The sequence below is a fragment of the Ruegeria sp. A3M17 genome, assembly GCF_003318255.1.
Classification (GTDB): domain Bacteria; phylum Pseudomonadota; class Alphaproteobacteria; order Rhodobacterales; family Rhodobacteraceae; genus Ruegeria.
Genome location: NZ_QOCF01000028.1, coordinates 76,681 through 97,100, shown reverse-complemented (window position 1 = coordinate 97,100; position 20,420 = coordinate 76,681). Strand labels below are relative to the sequence as shown.

Sequence of the window (20,420 nt, the reverse complement as noted above, 5' to 3'; positions counted from 1 at the left end):
TTCTTGATCTAGGAACCTTTAAGCGTCCGCCTTTTGGCGGGCGCTTTATTGTCACTGGACAACCGAAAAAGCCCGGAAACTTCGAGGCCAAATGGCACGGATCTGTGGCCCTGTCGATTATGCTTTGGCGACATTCACGGCAGCTTCGAGCGCTTGATCAAGACTGTTCGCCACCTGATCCACATCGTCCAGTGACAAACAAAGCGGTGGCACCATCCGCAGGCATTGTTGAAATGGACCGGATTTCGACAAGATAATCCCTTGTGCGCGGCAGGCTTCGAAAACCTCTGTCGTCATGTCCTTGTCAGGCGTCTTGCTGTCCCGGTCTTTGACGAACTCCAGCGCAAGCATCAGGCCCTTTCCGCGAACATCGCCGATGACCTGAAACTTCTCTTTCAGGCTATGCAGCCTTTCCAGCAGCGCAGCGCCGACGGTACGGGCGTTCTCCTGCAATCCCTCGTCCCGCATTACGGCAAGAACGGCGCGGGCCGCGGCAGCCGATGTCGGGTTGGCACCATAGGTGTGGAACATGAACCTTTCGGCCATGGGCTCGGCAATGTATTTCTTAGCCACAACCGCCCCGATCGGGAAGCCATTTCCCAGACCCTTCGCCATGACGACGATATCCGGAACAACGCCGTCTGCCTCGAACCCCCAGAAGTTTTCGCCCGTGCGGCCAAAGCCCGATTGAACCTCATCCGCGATATAAAGTCCGCCTGCCGCGCGCACGCGTTCGGCCGCGCCGGACATATAACCGGGGGGCATTTCGATGATGCCGCCATAGCCCTGCACACTTTCGACAAAGATGCCCGCCACATTGCCGGATGTGGCTGTGGCGATGGTGCGATCGATCTCATCCAGATAGGGCTGCGTGCCCGGCCCAAAGATGCCGCGATATTGGTTGGGTTCCGGCAAAAAGGCCACGTTGCCGGGCATGCCCGGGTGGCGCCAGCCAGAGATACCGGTGATCGACTGCGCCGCAGCCGTTGGCCCGTGATAGGCGGTACGCAAGGCAAGCAAGTCCAGATTGCCAGTGTATGTGCGCGCCATGGTCATCGCCAGATCAACCGCCTCGGATCCGGAGTTGGTCAGATGCACGACCCATTCATGTCCTTTGGGCATGGTCGCGGCCAATTCTTCGGCCAGATGCGCAGGTGTTGGGTGGTAGAACATTGTCGTGCAGTGGGTCAGCTCTTGCGCCTGTGCAGTTGCCGCCGCCACAACACGAGGATGCGAATGTCCGACGGAGATACAGACGTTCATGCCCAGCAGGTCAGTGTATTTTCGCCCCTCCGTATCCCAAAGGTATTGGCCCTGACCTTTCTTGAAAACGATGGGTTCGCGAAACGGTGTGAACTTTGTCAGTGAGGCCGCATAGTACTGGTCCCGTCGCGCGGCTGTGTTCGAGAAGTCCCAGTCGGTGTGAAGGGCGTGGTCGGTCATTTGGAACCTCTGGTTTTCAGGCGTGAGTTTTCGGGGTCAAAGGGGGCCTCAGACAGGATCGTTGCTGCACGATGCTTGCCCAGGATTGAGATGGTCAGCCCCTCGCGCCCAGCCGGGTCGCGCAGATAGGCCAAGGCCAGAACCTTGCCGGTCCGATGGCCGTAGGCACCCGAGGTGGCGATGCCGACCGGCAGACCGTCTTTCCAGACCGTGTGCGCGTAGAACGGATCTATCTCACCGGCCTCGACCTCAAGCAGCACCATGACCCATTCGTTGTCCCGGGCCAGCCCCTCGCGCAGGTCCTTTCGGACAAACGGGGTCAGACCGGCCTCAAGTGGGCTGCGTTCGGTCGTCAGATCACTGCCCCAACCGCGATAGCCTTTTTCAAGGCGCATGGAGTTTGCAGCATAGGCCCCATAGAACCCAAGGCCATGTGGTTTGGCGATCTCTTCAAGCTTCAGGAATAGCTGCGCGGCATGTTCTGCGGACACATGCAGTTCCCAGCCGCATTCGCCCAGATAGGACACCCGCAGGGCACGCAGGGGAAACCCCGCTACATGGATCTCTTGCGCGGTGAGCCATGGCATATGGTTCAACTCGGGCAACACATCGGCGGATTTGGGGCCCATAACGCCGATAACTGCCAAATCCTCGGTGACGTTCCGAACGGTGACGTCAAAACTCTTGGCAACCCGTGTCAGAAGATCATGGTCGATCTGCTCGGCCGCGGCAGCGCTGGTCAGATAGGCGTGACCCTCGGCCAAGCGTGTGACAGTAAATTCCGACAACACGCCGCCTGCAGGGGTCGGCGCATGGGTCAGGCCGATCCGGCCCTGACGGGTCGCGCGGTTCGCGCCCAGTGTTTTCAGGAAGGCCGCAACATCGGGGCCGATGACGTCGAATTTTGAAAACACCGACAGGTCCGCCATGGCGACGCGGTTGTGCGCGGCCTCGACCTCTTGCGCCACGGGTTCAAACCAATTGGCGCGGCGGAAGGTTTCATCGGCGACTGCTCCGGGCGTGTTTGAGAACCAGTTTGGACGCTCCCACCCATAAGCCGCGCCCATCACCGCTCCGCGTTCGACCATCAGGTCGTGCAGCGGGGACAGCCGCAGGCCGCGCCCTGCGGGCCGTTCCTCATGCGGATAGTGCACTCCAAATTGCAAGCCGAAACACTCGACGGCCTTGGCCACGCGATAATCACGATCAGCCCAGGACCCAAAGCGGCGCGAGTCCACGGCCAGCGCATCCATCGGCGGCGCGCCGCGGGTCATCCAATGGGCCAGAAACCAACCTGCGCCACCACCTTCCATCACCCCCATGGACGAGCCGGTCAAAAGCCACGCGTTTTCCAGCCCGTATGCAGGTCCGATCAATGGATTTGCATCCGGGGTGAAGGTAATCGGCCCGTTGATCACCGACTTGACGCCGCCGGTCTCCAGCGCGGGTATGCGCTCCATTGCGGCCAGTATGATGTGTTCCACACTATCGAGATCCGGCGGCATCAGGTCCGCGCCAAACTCCGGTGGCACACCATCAACGGACCAAACCTTGGCGTCTTTTTCATACGGCCCAAGGATCAGCCCATCGCGCTCTTGTCGCACATACCAGCTTTCTTCAGGGTCTCGGATGATTGGCAGCTCGGGCAAGCCGGCTTTGATCCGGGAGGATACGGCCTCAACCGTGTCTGTCACCAGATACTGGTGCAACACCGGAACCGACGGGATGTTGAGCCCCATCATATGGCCGATCTCCCAGCCCCAAGTGCCTGCGGCATTGACCACGTGGACGGTCTCGATGGTCTCTTTCTCGGTCTCAATCCACCAGTGATCCCGTCGACGCTCAATCGCAGTAACCGGGCAGTTTCGCATGATCCGCGCCCCGCCGCGCCGGGCAACCTCGGCCATCGCGTGGGTTGCCAGCGTCGGGTCTACGTGACCGTCATCGGGTTCATAGATCCCACCGATCAGCCCATCCAGTTTGGCCAGAGGGAAAAGCTCGGCGATCCGGTCGGGCGTCAGCACCTCCAGCGGGTAGCCGGTGAATTCGGACAGGCTGGCTACATGGCGAAACTCGTCCATCCGGTCGGGGTTGCGTGTGATCCGCATCGCGCCCGACCGGTGAAAACCGCAATCGCGTCCGGTTTCCTGAGGCAAGATATCGCGATAGAGCCGGACAGATGTGGCGCGCAATTCCTGAATGGTGGGATTATGCGCGAAATGCGTGCACAGACCTGCCGCATGCCAGGTTGACCCATGGGTCAGGTCGTTTTTCTCGACCAGCAGAACATCGGACCAGCCAGCCTTGACCAGGTGATACATCAGCGACACGCCCATGGCCCCGCCGCCGATGATAGTAACCTGCGCCTTGATCATGCGCGCATCCTTTCGCCTGAGGGATCAAAGGGCGGACGTCGCAAGGGCTGCGCGGGATAGTCCTGCCCGGCGACCCGAACCGCGAATTTTCGATCGCATGTCTGGGTCAACGTCTCGCCCGATTGGACCGCGACCATGGCAAAACACAGGTTCAGTCCCGTACGCGGCCCGCGCCCGCCCGAGGTTGTCAGCCCCACATGGATGCCGTCCTCGAACACCGGTTCGTCATGCAACATCAGGGCATTGCCGTGAACCTGCAGAAGGATCAGGCGCTGTTGCAAGCCGTTGGACTTTTGCTGTTCCAGCGCCGCTTTGCCCTGAAACTCCTTGGCCCAGTCGATGGTGAACCCCAGACCGGCTTCCAGCGGAGTGATCGTGGGGCCAAGTTCATGGCCCCAGTGTTTGAAGCCCTTCTCCAACCGGCAGGCATCCACCGCATAGTGGCCCAGCGGGCGCGCGCCTGCCGTGTGAAGGGTGTCGAACAGCTGAGGGGCCTGCGCGTTGGGAACGGTCATTTCCCAGCCCAATTCTCCGACGAAACTAACGCGCGTGGCGCGGCAAGTAATGCCTGCCATTTTGGCGGTGGCGGCATGGCCAAATGTCATTTCTGGAAGGCTGCCAAGACCCTGTAGCAGCGTCCGGCTGCCACCTCCCATTACACCGATTGTGCAGAATGCTTCGGTCAAATCCTTTACAGACACATCGCCCTTCAAATGCCTGCGCAGGAACATCCGATCGCGCATCCGCGTGGCGGCACCTGAGGTCAGATGAAACGCATCCCTACCCAACCGCGTGATGGTCACATCCATTTCGATCCCACCGCGCGCGTTAAGTATCTGCGTATAGACAGCCCGACCAAGGGGCACATCCATCTGCGCGGTCGTCAGGTGGTTCAATGCCTTCAGAGCATCCGGCCCGGTGATGTCCAGTTTGGTAAACGGGCTTAGGTCAATCAGCGCAGTGCCCTGATCCAAGACCGCCGCTTCGGCCTCAACCAGCGGCCACCACCCCTGATCTGTTGTCGAATAGGGCTGTGCCGGTCCGTAATACAGCCCGCGTTCCCAACCGGCCGTCAGGCCAAAATGCGCCCCAGCCTCAGCCCAGAAATCGTGCAGTGCTGTGGTGCGCAGACTTCGGCCGGCGTTGGGCTGTTTAAATGGCCAATGCAACGCGAAAAGATCCGCGACGGCCTCTTCCATGCGGTCGGCCATATGTTCGGTGCTGGCTGTGTGCGGGTCGACCCGGGCGACATCGACCTCCCACATATCCATCGGGGGGTGGACGTCGACCATCCAATCCGCCAGCGCCCGCCCAATCCCCGCCGAAGACATGACCCCGACCGAGTTCATACCCGCAGCCACAAACAATCCATCGACCGTGGTTTCACCAACAAGCGGCCTTGTGTCCGCGGTAAAGCTTTCCGGGCCATTCATGAAATGCTGGATACCGACGGTTTCAAGGCAGGGGCACAGCTCTAATACGGCCTCCATGAAGGGAGCGAACTGATCCCAATCCTCGGCCAGTTCAAGAAAGGGCCGGTCGCCTTCGGGGCCGCATGCGTCCCAGCATTTGGCATTGGGTTCAAAGCCGCCAATCACCAGCTTGCCCGCGTCGCCCTTGATGTAGATGCCCCGGTCCAGATCCCGGATCACCGGGAACGGGTTGGGCAGGTCGGGCATGGGTTCGGTCACCACATACATGTGTTCGACCGACTGCAAAGGCAGAGCGACGCCAACGCTGGCGGCCAGCTCGCGGGACCAAGCGCCGGTCGCAATTACGACCTGATCGGCGTCCAGTTCTGTTCCATCGGTCAGGGTAACACCGGTAATGCGCCCGCCTTGCTTTCGCAAGGATTGAACCCCGGTATATTCGCGTATAGTCACCCCACGATCCCGTGCACCTTTGGCGTATGCCATGCACAAATCGACCGGATTCACATTGGCATCTTCCGGCACATGCAACGCGCCAACATGGTTGCTCAGATCAAGATGCGACAGAGGCACGCCCGAGGCCTTGACCATGCGTGGGGTCAGTCCCAGCACCTGGCCCAGATCGGCAATCCGGCGCAGCTCGTCCAGGCGGGCGGGGTCGCGGGCCAGCCAGTAGCCAGCGGTTTGGCGATATCCAGTGGACATGCCAGTCTCGGCCTCAAGGGTCGGAAAAACCTCAAGTGCGGCCATTGCCAATCGGGTCATGTTTGGAGTTGCTCGAAGCGGGCCGACAATCCCCGCCGCATGCCAGGAAGTACCCGAGGTCAGCTGATTGCGCTCCAGAACAGTGAGGTCATTCGAACCGCGTTTGGCCAGATGGTAAGCCAGACTCAGGCCAATAGCGCCGCCTCCGATGATCAAGGTACCAGTCATCAAAAGTAATCCTGATCTGGTTTTTCGGATTTGCGCTGCGCGATATAGTCCTGCAACTCTGCGTCAATGCCGGGGTCAAGTCCGGGGTCTTCATACGCGTCAAGCCGCTCTTTCCAGATTGCATTGGAGCGGGCTGCGGCGTCCAGCTCTCCGGCCGCGTGCCATTGTTCAAATGAATTGTCATCCGGGGTCCAGGGCCGGAACAATGCGGACATGAAATTGGCCTGTGTATGCTCGGACCCTAGGAAGTGCTGCCCCGGGCCGGTCGCGGCAATTGCCTCCATCGCCTGCGCATTCTCGCTCATGTCGATGCCATCGAAAAACCGTCCGACTTTGCCACACAGATCATGATCCAGGATCGTTTTTTCGAACGAGGTCACCAACCCACCTTCGAGCCATCCCGTGGCATGGTTGATCAGATTGGCACCTGCGAACATCGACATCATCAGGCCCCATGTGGCCTCTTGCTGGCTCTGAGCGTCCGGAACTTTTGAGGCGCTGAGCGTGCCAACCGTGTGCAGCGGCACCCCCAGCCTGCGGGCAAGCTGACCGGCCGCCAAAACCATCAACCCGGCTTCGGGCGTACCAAAGGTGGGTGCCCCGGACTTCATCGACATGGTTGAGGCAAAACTGCCCATCATGCAGGGTGCCCCGGGGTTTATCAGTTGGGTCAGCGTCATCGCTGCCATGGTCTCGGCCAACACCTGAGCCAACGTTCCTGCCACGGTGGACGGCGACATGGCCCCGGTCAGAACCCAGGGGGTGCAAGCGACCGGTTGCCCGGCCCGGGCATAGGTTTTCAACGCGCCCGACATGTGGCAGTCCATCACCAGCGGCGCATTTGTGTTAGAGACGCAATACAGGACGGCGTTTTCCGCCACGAAGTCTTCGCCGAACACAATCCTTGCCATGTCGATCGCGTGGCACGCGCGTTCGGCCCCGATAAAGGCCCCCATAAAGGCGCGGTCAGAATGGCGAATATGACCATAAAGCATGTCGAGATGGCGTTTGTTGGCCGGTAAATCCACCGGCTCGCAGACCACACCGCCCGAATGGTGCAGCCAGGGCAGGCTGTGATGCAGCTTGACCAGATCAACGAAATCCTGATGCGAGGCATAGCGCCGCCCGCGGTCCAGATCGTGCACAAAGGGCGGACCCCAAGCCGGGCATAGCACGCTGGCGTTGCCGCCCAGCTGAACGTTGTTGGCCGGGTTTCGGGCATGTTGAACGAACTGAGCCGGCGCTGTTGCCATGATCGTTTTGCGGCAGAACCCCGGCGCGAACCGCACACGCGAGCTATCTACGTCACAGCCTGCTTCGGCAAAAATGCCTAGAATCTCTGGGTCGTCCTGAAACTCCATCCCGGTTTCGGCAAGGATGGTATCCGCATTGGCCTCTATCTGTTCCAACCCTGCCTCGCTGAGGACATTGAAGGTCGAAAGCTTGCGCAGAATAAACGGCGCGCGCGCCTCGGGAAGAGTGCGAGGTCCAGCGACCCTGCGGCGTCGAGATGAGCGCGAACGTGTCATGGCCAAAGCGTTGACCGAGTGCTTGACGTAAACCAAGAAAATTCCAACAGTATAAAGATTTTTTATACTAAGGATGAGCAATGCTGGATCATCGTAAACTCTCACCAAGTCTGATGCGTTCACTTGAGGTTTTCGTCGCCGTTGCGGAAACGGGTCAGATGCGGGCGGGCGCAAGACTTCTGAATCTGTCGCAGCCGGCGGCTTCCCAGCACGTCATTGCGTTGGAAAAGGCTTTTGGTACTGTGCTTCTGGATCGCAGTACGCGACCGGCACGGCTGACCTATGCGGGTGCGCGTTTGCATGGAAGAGCGCAGAAAATTCTGGATGCACTTTCCGACATGGAAACGGAATTGCGCCATGTTGGCCAGAAATCCCTGACGCTGCTGCGAGTCGGCATTCAGGCCTCGATCGCCACAACGCTGACGCCCTCCTTGGTCGATTTTGCCCAGCGTGAGTTCAACGTCGAAGATATCACCCTGCATGCCGGTCAAAGCGGTAACCATGAACACCTGCTGCGGACGAAACAAGCGGATCTCGCGATCACATCTAACCCGTTTCTGGATATGGATGGATTGGAGCGTCATCACGTTCTGACCGAACGATACCTTCTGGTCCTACCAGAAACATATGACGGTCCGACGGACAGCCTGGAGGCGATCCAAACGCGGCTTCCTCTGGTGCGGTTCGGAGATACAACCAACGCGGGCCGCCAGATTGCGCAGCATCTGCGCCGATTGCGGTTTGAGCCCGACAAGGTCATCCAGGCGGACCGCTCCAGCATGGTTACGTCCTGTGTTTCCGCAGGTCAGGGGTTCAGCCTTTTGACGCCGACATTGCTGATCGATGGCTTGGTTGAGAATATGAGCCTGCAGTTGAAAGATCTTCCTGTCTCGGGCCTTTCGCGCACTTTGACGGTTGTCGCCAGAAAGGAAGAGCTTCAGAGCTTTCCGGAGGCGCTTGCAGCAATGTCCAGGCAGAAATTGCTGCAACGCATCACCGGCCATATGGGCGACATCGGAGCCAAAAGCGTAAAGTACGATATGGTCTAGTGCGCCGTCACACGCTGAACAGCGCGTGGAGCTTCGGGCTCAGGTTCAGTCCAAAGTCGCTACCTGTTGGTGAACTTCGACAACGTTGCCTTCGGGGTCGCGAAAGAACACTTGGTGCCACTCTTTCGAAAAGGCAGTGCCATAGTCCGAATAAGGAACCGCGTTTTCATCAAGTATCCTCAGGACAGCGGCAAGATCATCCGTTCGGAACGCAATGTGTCCGCGGCTCACCGGATTGATGACCTGATCATTTTTAAAAGCGACGTCAAAGTCCCGTTCCGCCAGATGCATTTGCATGCTGCCGTCCGTTGCAAAGCGGATCTGGCCGTCATAACCGGCGTCTTCGGTTGCTTCAGAGCGCGGGAAATTCTGCTGCGGAATATCACCTAAACCCAAGACGTTTGTATAAAAGTCGTGCAGGCGATCTACGTCGTCTGCCACCAGGTTAATATGATGAAATTCCAGCTTCATTTGGTTCCATTTTACTTGTCGTCACACACTGGATGTGTGCTTGGGGGACTGAGGTATTGAGCAGCGGTTGACCAGGTCCCGGGATAGTGCCGACAGAGTTAGTGAACTGCAAGCCGGATTGAGCCCCACCATACCGCTACTCCGAGCGCGCGTTCCCTAATCCAACAAAAAACGCCCGCCAATTAGGGCGGGCGTCTAAAATCCAAAAGCGGCAGAAACCGGTATTAGCGGCGGATGCCCAGCTTTTTGATCAGGTCCTGGTAGCGCGCTTCTTCTTTGCCCTTCAGGTAGTCCAGCAGCTTACGGCGCTGGGCGACCATTTTCAGCAGACCGCGACGACCGTGGTTGTCTTTTTTGTGGGTCTTGAAGTGCTCGGTCAGGGTGGTGATGCGCGAGGTCAGGATGGCAACCTGGACTTCTGGCGATCCGGTGTCGCCGTCCTTGGTGCCGAATTCTTTCATGACGCGTGCTTTTTCAGTGGCAGTAATCGACATCGGGGTCTCCTTTAATAGGTTAGAGTTGATGGCGCAGGCCGGGATGTCGTCCAGCACAGGCCCATGGAGAAAACCGCACCGATTCCGATGCGGATGGGCGCGTATAAGCGGATTTCAGGTAAATGGCAAAGGGATTCTATTGCTTCAACTCAGCGCATTGAGCTGCGACAGTTCCTGACCGTTGATCAGTTGGATATCGTCCAGGGTCAACCCTTTGGCACCCAGCAGTTGGGCGACGTCTTGTCCGTCGACCATGATACGGGTCAGGTTTTCGTTTTCAGTGTCGGTTTCAATGCGAATCTCCGGATCTTCTTCGCCTTCCCACGAGATCAACAGCTTGTCCTGCCCGGGTTCAAAATCCATGACCTTGACGGCATCGTCGTCATCCTCGGGGTTCAGGTGGATGCTGTCAGCGCCTTCGCCTCCGGTCACGATATCGCCGCTATGGGCAACAATAGTGTCGTCGCCGGCACCGCCATTCAGAAAATCTTCGGCGTCTTCGTTTTCGCCATCCTCACCGGTCAGCACATCGTCACCGTCGCCTCCAAACAAGACGTCTTCACCTGTGCCACCAACGAGCTCATCGTCGCCATAGCCCCCATGCAGCGCATCCTCGCCCGCGCCTCCGGTCAGCGTGTCGTTGTCCTGACCGCCGTACAGATCGTCATCCCCGTCGCCGCCGTCCAGCCTGTCCTCGCCGAAATGGCCAAAAAGCTTGTCGTCGCCATCATCTCCGGACAGGACGTCATCGTCACCTTCGCCGTGCAAAACATCATCGCCTTCGCCGCCCTGGATTGTATCAACGCCATCGCCGCCATGCAGGGTGTCATCGCCTATGCCCCCCAGCACAGTGTCGTCGCCACCGTAGCCGTTGATCTGGTCGTCGCCATCCTGCCCAGTCAGAATGTCTGCTTGGTCGTCGCCGGCCACAACCAGATCGCCTTCGAATTCTGAGACTATGGTCCCGGTCGAGGGCTCTTCGACTTCGTCGACGTTTTCACCAATCTCAAGATAGCTGCCGTCAGAGACCTGTTGCGGTTCATCTTCGATGATCTCGTCTTCTTCGGTGTCGTCGTCAGCCTCGATAATACCGCCCATCGCATAGGCGGCTCCGCCCATTGCGGCCAGGCTCAGCAATCCGAACAGAAACATGGCAACCCTCCGAGAACGCACTGCTCTGAGGATGAAATATCCCATGTGATCAGTCAGTTGGTCAAAGACAAGCTGAACTTGTGGTTAACCTTTTGTCACCAGAGTTCGGGCTGCTGGGTATAAGCGATGTAAAGCGGATGCTTGGGATGCCCGCCCTTGGTCAGCCCCAGATGAAACAGCGTCTGCCCGGTGCCGCGCAGAAGGGTTTCAACCGCTGGGCCACGGTCCAGATGCGCGCCATGAGTGCCCCAGGCGGCGATGACCTGATCGGCCCATTGCACGCCGTCCAGAATGGTCGTGTCATTCTCGGGCCCTACCGGATCGGCGGCGGCGCGCATCTTGCGTGGGTCGGTATCGCGCCATGCGAAGATGTTGGTCACCTGGAACGCGCCGAACCCAAGCGTCCGCGCGCGGCGCTCGCAGCGTTCCACCGTCGGGTCGTTCTGAACCTCGGTCGCAGTTGACGGGTTCAGCATCACGAACAGCGCCTTGCGCCCCGCCGGATCCCAGATGCGGGTCAGGCTATAGCGATATTTCTCGCAATCGGAATAGATGGCGGTCGAGGGCGCGTCGCCCTTGGTGTGGGAACGGGTAATCATGGACTTCGCCTAGCACGTGGCTCAGGTAACGAACACCCGGCTGGGGTGCAATTCGCCGGATTTGTAGATACCCACCGCCACCGCTTTGCCGTCCAGCGACGCCCATGCCTCATCGCCGTATTCGACGTCCGAAGCCAGAACCATGCCCGGATTGCCGTTGCGCAGGCGGGTGGCGCCTTCTGGTGTGCATTTCAATTCAGGCAGGTCGGCGAGGCCGGTTTCCAGCGGGTGCAGGTAATCGTCCAGGGCGGTTGTCTTGGCCATTTCATCGATCTGTTCGATGCTCAACCCGTCTTCAACCTCAAACGGGCCGGACCAGACGCGGCGAAGAACTTTGACATGGCCGTGGCATCCCAGCGCCGCGCCCAGATCACGCGCGATCGAGCGGACATATCCGCCCTTGCCACAAGTCATCTCTAGCACGACGTGGTCTTCGTCTGGGCGGTCGACCAGAATCAACTCTTCGACCCAAAGCGGGCGGGCGGATAACTCTACTTCCTCGCCATCGCGCGCCAGTTTATAAGCACGTTGCCCGTCAATCTTCACGGCCGAGAATTTGGGCGGGACCTGCATGATATCGCCCAGAAACGGGGTCAACGCCTGTTTGATGTCGTCATCCGAAGGGCGCGCATCGCTTTGTGCGATCACTTCGCCCTCGGCATCGTCGGTGTTGGTTGCCTGACCCAAACGGACGGTGAAGGTGTAGGCTTTCAACGCATCGGTGATGTAGGGAACGGTCTTGGTCGCCTCACCCAAAGCCACGGCCAGAACGCCGGTTGCTTCGGGGTCAAGCGTGCCTGCATGGCCCGCTTTCTTGGCATCCATCGCCCACCTAACCTTGTTGACCACAGCGGTCGAGGTCATGCCCGCGGGCTTGTCCACCACCAGCCAACCGAAAATGTCGCGACCCTTGCGTTTGCGTCCCATTCTACACCCTGAATCTTACCGAGGCGCGCGACCTAACGGATCGTTCTGCCACTGTCAATTTCAGGGCGTATCTTCGACCACACCTACAATAGGGCCAAGCGAAAACCCGACATCCGACCGATTGCCCGCGCGTTCATACATCCGAGAGATATTGCCGTCGAAGAACAGGGCATTCGGGGTATCCAGTACATCGCGGAACAGGCTGCCGAATTCGTGGAAGGTGACATAGTCGTCCGAGATTGCGAATACCGCCCGTGTCCCATCTGCGCTGGTACCAACGCCGTTGCGTACATAGCGCGAGGTGGAATCGGGCAGGAAGCGCGGGTGCAGTTCACCATCTATGACCAGCATCGGGCCAGATTGCGTGGCGAAACGGCACTGCGGGTCCTGATCCACATAATCCAATGTCTCAAACACGTCGGCGCGGCTTTCGCGGATGCAAAACACTCCGTTCGGCAACAAACCGAAATTGCCCGGCCCGGCATTGGGGATCACCCGCATCTGTTCCTGGCCGCCTTCGACATAAAGCCCGACGGGCGAGCGGTCGTCATGATACATGCCCGCGTTCATGGCAAATGCCAGACGCTTTCCCTGTGGGGCCAGAGTCTCGTTCACCGATGAGAAATGGCCCAGCACCTTACCGTCATCATCATTGAGAAACAGGCCCAACTCTTCGCTGGCGGCATCCACCTCGCAGACGGTGTACCGCTTGTCCTCATGGGTCACCTTCTCGCACGTGACCGCCGAAGCCTGCGCGGCCCAGAAGACCGCGCCCAAAATGACAAATGCGCGGATCACTCGTCCAGATCGCGGCGCACCGCGTCCTGATCGAACATCCGGCGGGTGTCATCCATTCGGTCAAACGTGTCATCCAGCCGGAACCGCAGATCGGGTGAGAATTTCAGGCCGACCTTCTTGCCGACCGCTCGCCGCAATTCACCCTTGTTGCGGGCCAGCAGCGCGATCACATCCTCCTGCCCCTTGCCGCCCAGCGGCAGCACATAGGCAGTGGCGATCTTCAGATCGGGCGAGGTGCGCACCTCACCTACGGTGATCGACATGCGGTTCAGGTCGGGGTCGTGGACATCTCCGCGCGCCAGAACTTCGGACAGGGTGCGGCGGATCAGTTCGCCGACACGGAGCTGTCGTTGGGACGGGCCGGGGCCATCGTGGAATTTGTTCTTTGCCATATCCCCGATCTAAGCCCAAAGCAGGGCTTTGCCAAGCGGGCGCGAACGGGGTAGGAGGCTTTGAGCCGAATTCAACAAAAGGACCAGCGCAATGACCCACATTCCGGGGATCGTCATCACAGGGGCTTCGGGCCGTATGGGGCAGATGCTGATCAAGACCGTCACCGACAGCGATCAGGCGCGTTTGGTCGGTGTTGTTGAGCGGACGGGCCATGACTGGATCGGTCAGGATGTGGGCGAGGCGATGGGCGGTCAGGCGCTGGGCGTCACCGTCACAGACGACCCGCTAGAGGCGTTTTCGCAGGCGCAGGCGGTGATTGACTTTACTGCGCCCGAGGCGACGCTGGAGTTTGCCGCACTGGCCGCGCAGGCACGGTGCGTCCACGTGATTGGTACCACTGGCATGTCGGATGAGCAGATCGCAGCGCTGGAACCGGCCTCTCGCCATGCGGTTATCGTGCGGGCAGGGAATATGAGCCTTGGCGTCAACCTGCTGGTGCAGCTGACCAAAAAGGTTGCCGCAGCGCTGGATGAAGATTTCGACATCGAGATCATCGAAGGTCACCATCACCACAAAGTCGACGCGCCCTCGGGTACTGCACTGATGCTGGGCGAGGCCGCCGCCGAAGGGCGCGGCGTCGATCTGGCCGATGTGTCCGATCGGGGCCGCGATGGCATCACCGGCGCGCGCAAGAGGGGCGATATCGGGTTCCATGCTATTCGCGGCGGTGACATCGTCGGCGAACACGACGTGCTGTTCGCAGCCCCCGGAGAGCGCATCGTCCTGCGCCATCTGGCCACCGACCGCGCCATCTTTGCCCGCGGCGCTTTGAAGGCGGCCCTGTGGGGGCAAGGCAAGGCTCCGGGTCAGTATGACATGGTGGATGTATTGGGGCTGTAAGGGGTCCTACCTGAACGCGGCGATCCCCGGCGGTTCTGCATGTCGCAGGTCGATATGCGCGAAGAGAGCATCCAAACGCTGGTCCCATGTCGGGAACTGACCTGTCAACGCATAGGTCAGACGCTCGGCTCCGATTGATATGCCCAACGGTGCGGCCTCGCCGCCGATGATGATCTCTCCGATTTCGGTCCAGTTGGCAGAGGGGGGATAGGATTCGGGTGCGGGTTCAGTTTGATTGCCGACGCGATAATAGACGCCCATCGTGACCAGATAATCCTCGCCAAACGGATCGGGAAAGAAATAGCCTGAGGCGTCGCGGGCGGCCAATGCCTCGGCCTCATCGCGCAGCAGGACCTTTTGCGAAAACGGCAAGTTCATCTCATCCAGAACCGGGCGCACGTCATCGGCCTGAGGCACGCTGACAAAAGCAATGCGGGACGGGTCAAGGCTGAACTCTTCGGCCAGAAGGCGCACCATAAGTTCGGTGGTGTCGCGCCCACTGACTGCGCCTTCCGGATGGCAGCCAACCTCGTGAAACAGGGGCAGGACATCGGGGCGGGATTTTTCTTCCACATCTGCGACGCGTGCCAGCGGTTGTATAACGAAAGCGTTTGGTCGCAATTTCTTTTGCTCGAAATCGTGCCGCAGCCCGCCATTATAGTCGACGTTCCCGGTGACAATCGAAAAAGGTTGCGACTCGGAAAACCCGAGCTTGGCGAATGCGGCTTTGAGGCCAGCCAGTGTCTCGGCGAACTCTGCCTCGAACGCCTCATTCTGGCCGGTTGCGCCGATAGCAAATCGCGGCAGCACCGCACTCGCGGTGGCTGCGGTGCCCAGTTGTACCAGTTTCCGACGGTTCAATCCCATCTGCGCCTCCTTTATGCACGCACAAGGAGATTATCGCAGAAGTTTGCGGCAAAGGTTAAGGGAATCTGAAAAGCGCCGCCCGGAAGCAACACGTTTGGCTACAGATCACGTATCTTGTCCGCGCGCAGTGGACAGGCGAGGTAAACGCCGAATTCGTTTCCGATATCCGCGCTGACCCGGGCGTGCACCCGGCCCTGCCGATCAAGGAAGCGCTGGTTGTCTTCGACGGGGAATATCCCTTCGTGCCAGATGCCGGGATGAATATAGAGGCCACGCGTGCCGTCACACCAGAATGCGACCACCTTTTCTGGCGACAGGTTGTCGCCGGGCAGCGCGACAGGCACGATGAAGGGCTTGTTGTCCAGCGGCCAGAACATCTGCCCGCCATCGGGGTGATAGTTCATGTGCCACAGCAGAACCTGATCGCGCGGTGCTGTTTGGCGGTCGGTCTGCGCCTGTTGTGGATCAGCGGACCAGCCCAGAACATAGTGGCCTTTGACGGCCTCGTTCTCACCATAAAGCACGTCGCCTTGCCAGTCGCATTTGAACGTGCCTTCGACCCAGCCGCCCTCGTCGCCGGTGCCTTCGTCAATCGGTCGCCAGCCTTGTTGCGGCCAACGGGTGATTTCAATCTCGAAGGTTTCGGGGTCGTCGACCAGACAGCCATAGCCTTTGACCGACGTGTCCGTGGCCCGGATCAGCGGAACCTCGTGCCAAGGAAGGGACGGTTTCGAGCTGGCCTCGAAGATATATTCAGGCGCGCTCATGACGCGCCTAGATGCCTGTCGACCATACGCTGCACCATCGGTGCGAAATGGGTGAAATCGGGGGTTTCCATGTTCGCCCGCTTGCCCGCCTCATCCAGATAGCGCACCTGAATAATCTCTTTCAGGTTCGGATTGCTCTCGAACTCTGCGACCTCTTCAGCGCTCATCGGCCCGCCCTGCAATTCAAGCGTATGGACGGAGGCGGTGGAGAGACGGTTGAAATATTCGGGCTTGGTGGCGCAGAGATACCGTTTGGCGGCCACGTGATAGCGGCAGCAATCGGTGATGACCGAGGGGAAGAACTGTTCCAGAACTTCCGCACCTGCATCCTCGTGATGACGATCCTCGGTGTCATCCGGGTGATAGGTGCCGAACTCGGAGGTGAAATGGCCGATATCGTGCAGCAATGCGCCGACGATGATTTCCTCGGGCTGGCCGTTCTGCTCGGCGATCATTGCACCTTGAAGCATGTGTTCGGCCATGGTGACGGGCTCACCCAGATATTCCTCACCGCCGCGGCGGTCGAAGATATCGCCGATGAAGGCCACGATATTGTCCCGGCTCAGGGTCGAGAAATCGGGCTTCATTCTGCGGCCTCCGGTTGGCTCATCTCCATCGCGGCCAATGTGGACAGCAACCCGTCCTTGTCGGCGTAACAGCCCTGCAACCAACGAGAGCCCGCACCGGAATAGCCCAGACGCGCGTGCAGCACGCGGGTGTTGTCGACGATGAAGCTTTCACCAGGTTCCAGTTTGAACGACACGCCCATGGCGGGGTCGTCGATGATCTCGCCTAATTGGCGATAGGCGGCGTAATAGGCCTCCATCTGGTCGAACGGCACGTCGACGAACGGCGCGGATGAGCGGTTGTTGAACCGGATACCGACCAATTCACCATCCGGTGACAGCTCAATCATCGGGCGGCGTGACCGTAGGCAGATACCGTCCGAGCCCTTGTATTCGAACCGGGCGGGGTAGCCTGCCAGCAAGGCAAAACCTTCCGGGTTCTGTTCGTGCAGTTTTTCAGCAGCGCGGAAGCCGTCAACCACGATGGAATCACCACCCTCGGCGCTGTTTTCCAGGCAATACAGAATTTGCAGCGTCGGAACCGGATCACGATAGGGGTTGTCGGTATGCGCCTGCAGACCAAGGCCGGTATAGGCTAGGTTGGTCGGGTTCACTTCGGTCCGGACCTCAAAATAGGGGCCATAGTTGGTTTCGCGCACATAACCGAACAGGTCAGCGACTTTCAGCAGGGATTCCGGTTCGGTCGGGCCGCCGGTCAGCTTTGCAAAGCCGTACTCGGCCACCGCGCCCAGCCAGCCGCGTTTGGCGGCGGGGTTGGCGTGGACCTCATCCCAATCGGCGCTGGGCGCGTCGATGCCGCGTTCCCAGGTGGTGATGCCGGGGGCCGTCCGACCGGTGGGCAGACCGTGGTCGCGGTCATAGCTGTGCGCGGCCAGCCAGTCGGCGGGGAAGGTGACGGTCTTGCTTTCGGGCTGAAAGGTGACTGTCAGATCACCATTGCTGATTTCGGCGGCGCTAACCGAAATGTCTGAGGGGATATCACCGATGGTGATCAGACGCTGGCCATTGCCGGGCGCGCGGGTTTCGGGGTCCAGCGCGTTGTCGCGCAGCCAAATGGCGTGAAAGCGAGCTTTGGTGCCGGTGTCGAATTCAACGGTTACGACCGAAGCGTCATGGGTGGCAGAGCGCAGCATGGGGGGTCTCCTGTTCAGCGCGGGCTTTGATTGAGGAGATACGCCTCTTGTGGCATTACGACAATTAATCCTTCTTTCTGCTGAGGCTTGGAAAAACTTATGGCTAAGAAAAAGATCGGTTTACCACCCTTGGACTGGCTGCGCGTTTTCGAGGCGGCGGGGCGTCTGGGCGGGTTTTCGGCAGCGGCGAGGGAATTTGGTCTGACGCAAGCTGCGGTCAGTCAGCGGATCGGCAACCTTGAGGCATGGCTTGGGCGCACGTTGTTTGTGCGTGAGGCGCGTGGCGTATCACTGACTGTCGAAGGAGAAAGCTATCTGCCACTGGTGCAAGACAGTTTGCAGGCGCTTGAACGAAATACCGAGGATTTGTTTGGAAAATCCCCGCGCGAATTGAGGGTGGCCGGGTTGTCGTCGCACATCCATGCGCTTGTGGTCCCCAGCCTTGCGCGATTTCAGGAGATGCAGCCGAAGGTGCGTGTCCTGACCGATTCCGTAGCGCGGCGGTCGTCGCTGGATGAAGAGCGGACCTGGCTGCAAATCCGCTATGGTCGCGGGGCTTGGCCGGGGCGGGATTCCGAATTGATCGCAGCTGAAGTCCTGGTGCCAATGGCGGCTCCGGGTGTTGAATGGGATGCGCCTTTGATTGATCTGCGCGGAGAACGGCCGGGATGGCGAGACTGGGCGCAAAAGGCAGATCAGGGCGATGTGACGACGTCGCACATCAGCTTCGATTCAATGGAACATGCGTTGTCCGCGGCACGTCAGGGCATGGGCGTGGCGCTGGGGTCGGTGCCCTTGGCCAAGGCGGATCTACAGGCCGGACGGTTGCGCCGGTTAAACCTGCCCGAGCTGAAAACGAAGGATGGGTATTGGCTGACATGGCCCGAAGAACGGGCGAAATCAAAGAAGCAGCGCGCTCTGATAGCGGATTTTCTGGAAGCTTTGCGGGGATAGGCGATCAGAAATCGATCGCGATGCCTTTCTTTTCCCAATCGCCATAGCGGGCCGGATCGGGGCCGTCACGACCGCCCAGTTCCTTGGGCATCTTTTTCGCCTCTGCCTCGGCTTTCTTGCGGCGCTCTTCGGCTTCGGCCAGGGCGCGCTGGGCGGCGGGCGGCAGGTCTTTGCGGTCGTCACTCATGACATCGGGTTCCTTTCCGTGCATGGGCTTGATATACGCCCGCGTCCGCCATTGGCAATGCGGGCGAGGATTTATTCAAAGGCGATTCCATGTCCGACAACGCAACAGCGGCACGACGCAGCGCGATCTATCTGCTGGATCAGATTCTGGGTGAAGGACGCCTGCTGTCCGAATGTCTGGCCGCCGGTGCGCTGGACCGGTTGGCCCCTGAAGATCGCGCGCGGGCGCAACGTCTAACGCTGGAAACCTTGCGCGGCTTGGAGCGTGCGGATCGTCTGCTGGAAAACCACCTGAACCGTACGCCGGCTTTGACTGTGCACAATGCCCTGCGCCTTGGCGCGGTCGAGCTGTGCCACGGTGAAGCGGCTCATGGTGTGGTGAATTCAATGGTCGACATCGTAGGGCGTTCCCGCAAGCACGGACGGCTGAAAGGCCTGGTGAATGCCGTGTTGCGGAAAGTGGCCGCCGAAGGGCCCGATGCATGGCCCAAAATGCGCGTGCCGCGTTTGCCCGAATGGCTACGTGATCCGCTGATCATGGCATGGGGTGAGGATGCAATCGCGGGAATGGAAAAGGCGCAATTTACTGGCGCACCGCTTGACCTGACTGTGAAGCCGGGCGACAGCGGACCGGGTGAGACCCTGCCGACCGGTTCGATGCGGCTGCACGATGCCGGTCAGGTCACGGCCCTTCCGGGTTATGCCAAAGGTGATTGGTGGGTGCAGGACGCGGCGGCCGCTATTCCAGTGCGCATACTTGCTCCGAAATCGGGCGAAAAGATCCTCGATCTTTGCGCCGCTCCGGGTGGAAAAACACTGCAGTTGGCGGCGGCTGGGGCCGATGTTACGGCGCTCGACGTCTCGGAAACGCGGTTGGCGCGGGTGCATGAGAACCTCAAACGCACCGGGCTGAAAGCCACTGTCGTCGCAGGCGACGCGCTTGAACATCAGGGCCAGTATGACGCCATCCTTTTGGACGCGCCGTGTTCTGCCACGGGAACGATCCGCAGGCACCCTGACCTGCCTTTTGCCAAAGACGGATCGGAATTTGGTGAGTTGATCGAACTGCAGGCCCGGACGCTGGCCCACGCCTGGAGCTTGCTGAAACCTGGCGGGCGGCTGGTCTATTGCACCTGCTCGCTCCTGCCGGATGAGGGCGAGGTGCAGGTCGAAGAAGCGCTGGACCAACACCCCGATATGTCGGTGGATTGGGCGGCTTTGAACATTGCCGGAATCGAGTCCGAATGGATCACCGAGGAAGGCGGCCTGCGTCTGCGACCCGATTACTGGGCTGATCTTGGTGGAATGGATGGGTTCTACATCGCACGCTTGAACAAATCGGCGTAGAAGCACGCTTTTCGATGACTTGACGATCGCCCCGGTCTATCGTTGGGTCTCAGGCGCCAGCAGAGCGCAAGGGGCAGAGTAACGAG

The 20,420-nt window shown here is 59.7% G+C and carries 20 protein-coding genes; 4 read left to right on the top strand and 16 right to left on the bottom strand.

The genetic code is table 11. The features are described from left to right. Positions 1–117: 117 nt before the first annotated feature. Genes DS906_RS14825 through DS906_RS14810 form a run of 4 tightly spaced genes read right to left on the bottom strand, consistent with a single transcriptional unit; the run spans position 118 to position 7,710 of the window. Positions 118–1,443, bottom strand: a complete 1,326-nt coding sequence (locus DS906_RS14825) for an aspartate aminotransferase family protein (protein WP_113790909.1) — start codon at positions 1,441–1,443, stop codon at positions 118–120. Beyond that, entirely contained in the window at positions 1,440–3,818 is a 2,379-nt protein-coding gene (locus DS906_RS14820; protein WP_113790908.1) for an FAD-dependent oxidoreductase, read from the bottom strand. The genes DS906_RS14825 and DS906_RS14820 overlap by 4 nt, the downstream gene beginning before the upstream one ends. After that, on the bottom strand, positions 3,815–6,181 hold the full coding sequence (locus tag DS906_RS14815) for an FAD-dependent oxidoreductase (RefSeq protein ID WP_113790907.1): 2,367 nt from the start codon (positions 6,179–6,181) through the stop codon (positions 3,815–3,817). Before DS906_RS14815 ends, DS906_RS14820 begins: the two co-directional genes overlap by 4 nt. Beyond that, positions 6,181–7,710 (bottom strand): trimethylamine methyltransferase family protein, encoded by a 1,530-nt coding sequence (locus DS906_RS14810; RefSeq protein WP_113791214.1) that lies wholly within the window; start codon positions 7,708–7,710, stop codon positions 6,181–6,183. The genes DS906_RS14815 and DS906_RS14810 overlap by 1 nt, the downstream gene beginning before the upstream one ends. 80 nt (positions 7,711–7,790) lie before the next feature. On the opposite strand from DS906_RS14810, the gene DS906_RS14805 reads away from it, so the two are divergent. Further along, the gene (locus DS906_RS14805) at positions 7,791–8,759 is read left to right on the top strand and encodes a LysR family transcriptional regulator (protein ID WP_233494809.1); all 969 of its coding nucleotides are present in this window, start codon (positions 7,791–7,793) and stop codon (positions 8,757–8,759) included. Between the two features lie 45 nt (positions 8,760–8,804). Here the strand turns inward: DS906_RS14805 and DS906_RS14800 are convergent, their stop codons facing one another. The 7 genes from DS906_RS14800 to rbfA form a co-directional block, all read right to left on the bottom strand. Further along, positions 8,805–9,230, bottom strand: a complete 426-nt coding sequence (locus DS906_RS14800) for a VOC family protein (protein ID WP_113790906.1) — start codon at positions 9,228–9,230, stop codon at positions 8,805–8,807. A gap of 224 nt (positions 9,231–9,454) precedes the next feature. Further along, positions 9,455–9,724 (bottom strand): 30S ribosomal protein S15, encoded by a 270-nt coding sequence (gene rpsO / locus DS906_RS14795; protein WP_113790905.1) that lies wholly within the window; start codon positions 9,722–9,724, stop codon positions 9,455–9,457. A 144-nt stretch (positions 9,725–9,868) separates the two neighbouring features. Then, a complete protein-coding gene (locus DS906_RS14790) occupies positions 9,869–10,876 on the bottom strand; it encodes a calcium-binding protein (RefSeq protein ID WP_113790904.1) in 1,008 nt (335 codons plus the stop codon). Between the two features lie 95 nt (positions 10,877–10,971). Beyond that, positions 10,972–11,475: a DUF1643 domain-containing protein gene (locus DS906_RS14785; RefSeq protein WP_113790903.1), complete on the bottom strand. Its 504-nt coding sequence runs from the start codon at positions 11,473–11,475 to the stop codon at positions 10,972–10,974. Between the two features lie 21 nt (positions 11,476–11,496). Continuing rightward, positions 11,497–12,402: a tRNA pseudouridine(55) synthase TruB gene (gene truB / locus DS906_RS14780; protein ID WP_113790902.1), complete on the bottom strand. Its 906-nt coding sequence runs from the start codon at positions 12,400–12,402 to the stop codon at positions 11,497–11,499. 60 nt (positions 12,403–12,462) lie between these two features. Next, positions 12,463–13,200, bottom strand: coding sequence for a phosphodiester glycosidase family protein (locus DS906_RS14775; protein ID WP_113790901.1), 738 nt, complete (start codon positions 13,198–13,200; stop codon positions 12,463–12,465). Next, entirely contained in the window at positions 13,197–13,592 is a 396-nt protein-coding gene (gene rbfA / locus DS906_RS14770) for a 30S ribosome-binding factor RbfA (protein ID WP_058274960.1), read from the bottom strand. The genes DS906_RS14775 and rbfA overlap by 4 nt, the downstream gene beginning before the upstream one ends. 91 nt (positions 13,593–13,683) lie before the next feature. Between rbfA and dapB the strand changes: the two genes are divergently transcribed. Next, on the top strand, positions 13,684–14,493 hold the full coding sequence (gene dapB, locus DS906_RS14765) for a 4-hydroxy-tetrahydrodipicolinate reductase (RefSeq protein ID WP_113790900.1): 810 nt from the start codon (positions 13,684–13,686) through the stop codon (positions 14,491–14,493). A gap of 6 nt (positions 14,494–14,499) precedes the next feature. Here dapB and DS906_RS14760 read toward each other — a convergent pair whose 3' ends face one another. The 4 genes from DS906_RS14760 to DS906_RS14745 all read right to left on the bottom strand — a co-directional run bounded on the left by DS906_RS14760 (position 14,500) and on the right by DS906_RS14745 (position 17,847). Continuing rightward, positions 14,500–15,360: a hypothetical protein gene (locus DS906_RS14760; RefSeq protein ID WP_113790899.1), complete on the bottom strand. Its 861-nt coding sequence runs from the start codon at positions 15,358–15,360 to the stop codon at positions 14,500–14,502. Between the two features lie 98 nt (positions 15,361–15,458). Then, complete coding sequence (locus DS906_RS14755) at positions 15,459–16,127, bottom strand: ureidoglycolate lyase (protein ID WP_113790898.1); 669 nt, start codon at positions 16,125–16,127, stop codon at positions 15,459–15,461. Next, the gene (locus DS906_RS14750) at positions 16,124–16,714 is read right to left on the bottom strand and encodes an HD domain-containing protein (protein ID WP_113790897.1); all 591 of its coding nucleotides are present in this window, start codon (positions 16,712–16,714) and stop codon (positions 16,124–16,126) included. The genes DS906_RS14755 and DS906_RS14750 overlap by 4 nt, the downstream gene beginning before the upstream one ends. Further along, entirely contained in the window at positions 16,711–17,847 is a 1,137-nt protein-coding gene (locus DS906_RS14745; protein WP_113790896.1) for a gamma-butyrobetaine dioxygenase, read from the bottom strand. The genes DS906_RS14750 and DS906_RS14745 overlap by 4 nt, the downstream gene beginning before the upstream one ends. Before the next feature lie 99 nt (positions 17,848–17,946). Between DS906_RS14745 and DS906_RS14740 the strand changes: the two genes are divergently transcribed. Further along, a complete protein-coding gene (locus DS906_RS14740; RefSeq protein WP_113790895.1) occupies positions 17,947–18,801 on the top strand; it encodes a LysR family transcriptional regulator in 855 nt (284 codons plus the stop codon). Positions 18,802–18,805: 4 nt separating this feature from the next. On the opposite strand, the gene DS906_RS14735 is transcribed toward DS906_RS14740, so the two are convergent. Continuing rightward, positions 18,806–18,988, bottom strand: a complete 183-nt coding sequence (locus DS906_RS14735; RefSeq protein ID WP_113791212.1) for a DUF1674 domain-containing protein — start codon at positions 18,986–18,988, stop codon at positions 18,806–18,808. 89 nt (positions 18,989–19,077) lie between these two features. On the opposite strand from DS906_RS14735, the gene DS906_RS14730 reads away from it, so the two are divergent. Then, positions 19,078–20,334: an RsmB/NOP family class I SAM-dependent RNA methyltransferase gene (locus tag DS906_RS14730; RefSeq protein ID WP_113790894.1), complete on the top strand. Its 1,257-nt coding sequence runs from the start codon at positions 19,078–19,080 to the stop codon at positions 20,332–20,334. The last annotated feature ends 86 nt before the right edge of the window (positions 20,335–20,420 follow it).

Bases quoted from the DNA above. Each gene is read 5' to 3' on its own strand.
- DS906_RS14825 (WP_113790909.1), bottom strand. From the start codon at position 1,443: ATGACCGACCACGCCCTTCACACCGACTGGGACTTCTCGAACACAGCC.
- DS906_RS14820 (WP_113790908.1), bottom strand. From the start codon at position 3,818: ATGATCAAGGCGCAGGTTACTATCATCGGCGGCGGGGCCATGGGCGTG.
- DS906_RS14815 (WP_113790907.1), bottom strand. From the start codon at position 6,181: ATGACTGGTACCTTGATCATCGGAGGCGGCGCTATTGGCCTGAGTCTG.
- DS906_RS14810 (WP_113791214.1), bottom strand. From the start codon at position 7,710: ATGACACGTTCGCGCTCATCTCGACGCCGCAGGGTCGCTGGACCTCGC.
- DS906_RS14805 (WP_233494809.1), top strand. From the start codon at position 7,791: ATGCTGGATCATCGTAAACTCTCACCAAGTCTGATGCGTTCACTTGAG.
- DS906_RS14800 (WP_113790906.1), bottom strand. From the start codon at position 9,230: ATGAAGCTGGAATTTCATCATATTAACCTGGTGGCAGACGACGTAGAT.
- rpsO (WP_113790905.1), bottom strand. From the start codon at position 9,724: ATGTCGATTACTGCCACTGAAAAAGCACGCGTCATGAAAGAATTCGGC.
- DS906_RS14790 (WP_113790904.1), bottom strand. From the start codon at position 10,876: ATGTTTCTGTTCGGATTGCTGAGCCTGGCCGCAATGGGCGGAGCCGCC.
- DS906_RS14785 (WP_113790903.1), bottom strand. From the start codon at position 11,475: ATGATTACCCGTTCCCACACCAAGGGCGACGCGCCCTCGACCGCCATC.
- truB (WP_113790902.1), bottom strand. From the start codon at position 12,402: ATGGGACGCAAACGCAAGGGTCGCGACATTTTCGGTTGGCTGGTGGTG.
- rbfA (WP_058274960.1), bottom strand. From the start codon at position 13,592: ATGGCAAAGAACAAATTCCACGATGGCCCCGGCCCGTCCCAACGACAG.
- dapB (WP_113790900.1), top strand. From the start codon at position 13,684: ATGACCCACATTCCGGGGATCGTCATCACAGGGGCTTCGGGCCGTATG.
- DS906_RS14760 (WP_113790899.1), bottom strand. From the start codon at position 15,360: ATGGGATTGAACCGTCGGAAACTGGTACAACTGGGCACCGCAGCCACC.
- DS906_RS14755 (WP_113790898.1), bottom strand. From the start codon at position 16,127: ATGAGCGCGCCTGAATATATCTTCGAGGCCAGCTCGAAACCGTCCCTT.
- DS906_RS14750 (WP_113790897.1), bottom strand. From the start codon at position 16,714: ATGAAGCCCGATTTCTCGACCCTGAGCCGGGACAATATCGTGGCCTTC.
- DS906_RS14745 (WP_113790896.1), bottom strand. From the start codon at position 17,847: ATGCTGCGCTCTGCCACCCATGACGCTTCGGTCGTAACCGTTGAATTC.
- DS906_RS14740 (WP_113790895.1), top strand. From the start codon at position 17,947: ATGGCTAAGAAAAAGATCGGTTTACCACCCTTGGACTGGCTGCGCGTT.
- DS906_RS14735 (WP_113791212.1), bottom strand. From the start codon at position 18,988: ATGAGTGACGACCGCAAAGACCTGCCGCCCGCCGCCCAGCGCGCCCTG.
- DS906_RS14730 (WP_113790894.1), top strand. From the start codon at position 19,078: ATGTCCGACAACGCAACAGCGGCACGACGCAGCGCGATCTATCTGCTG.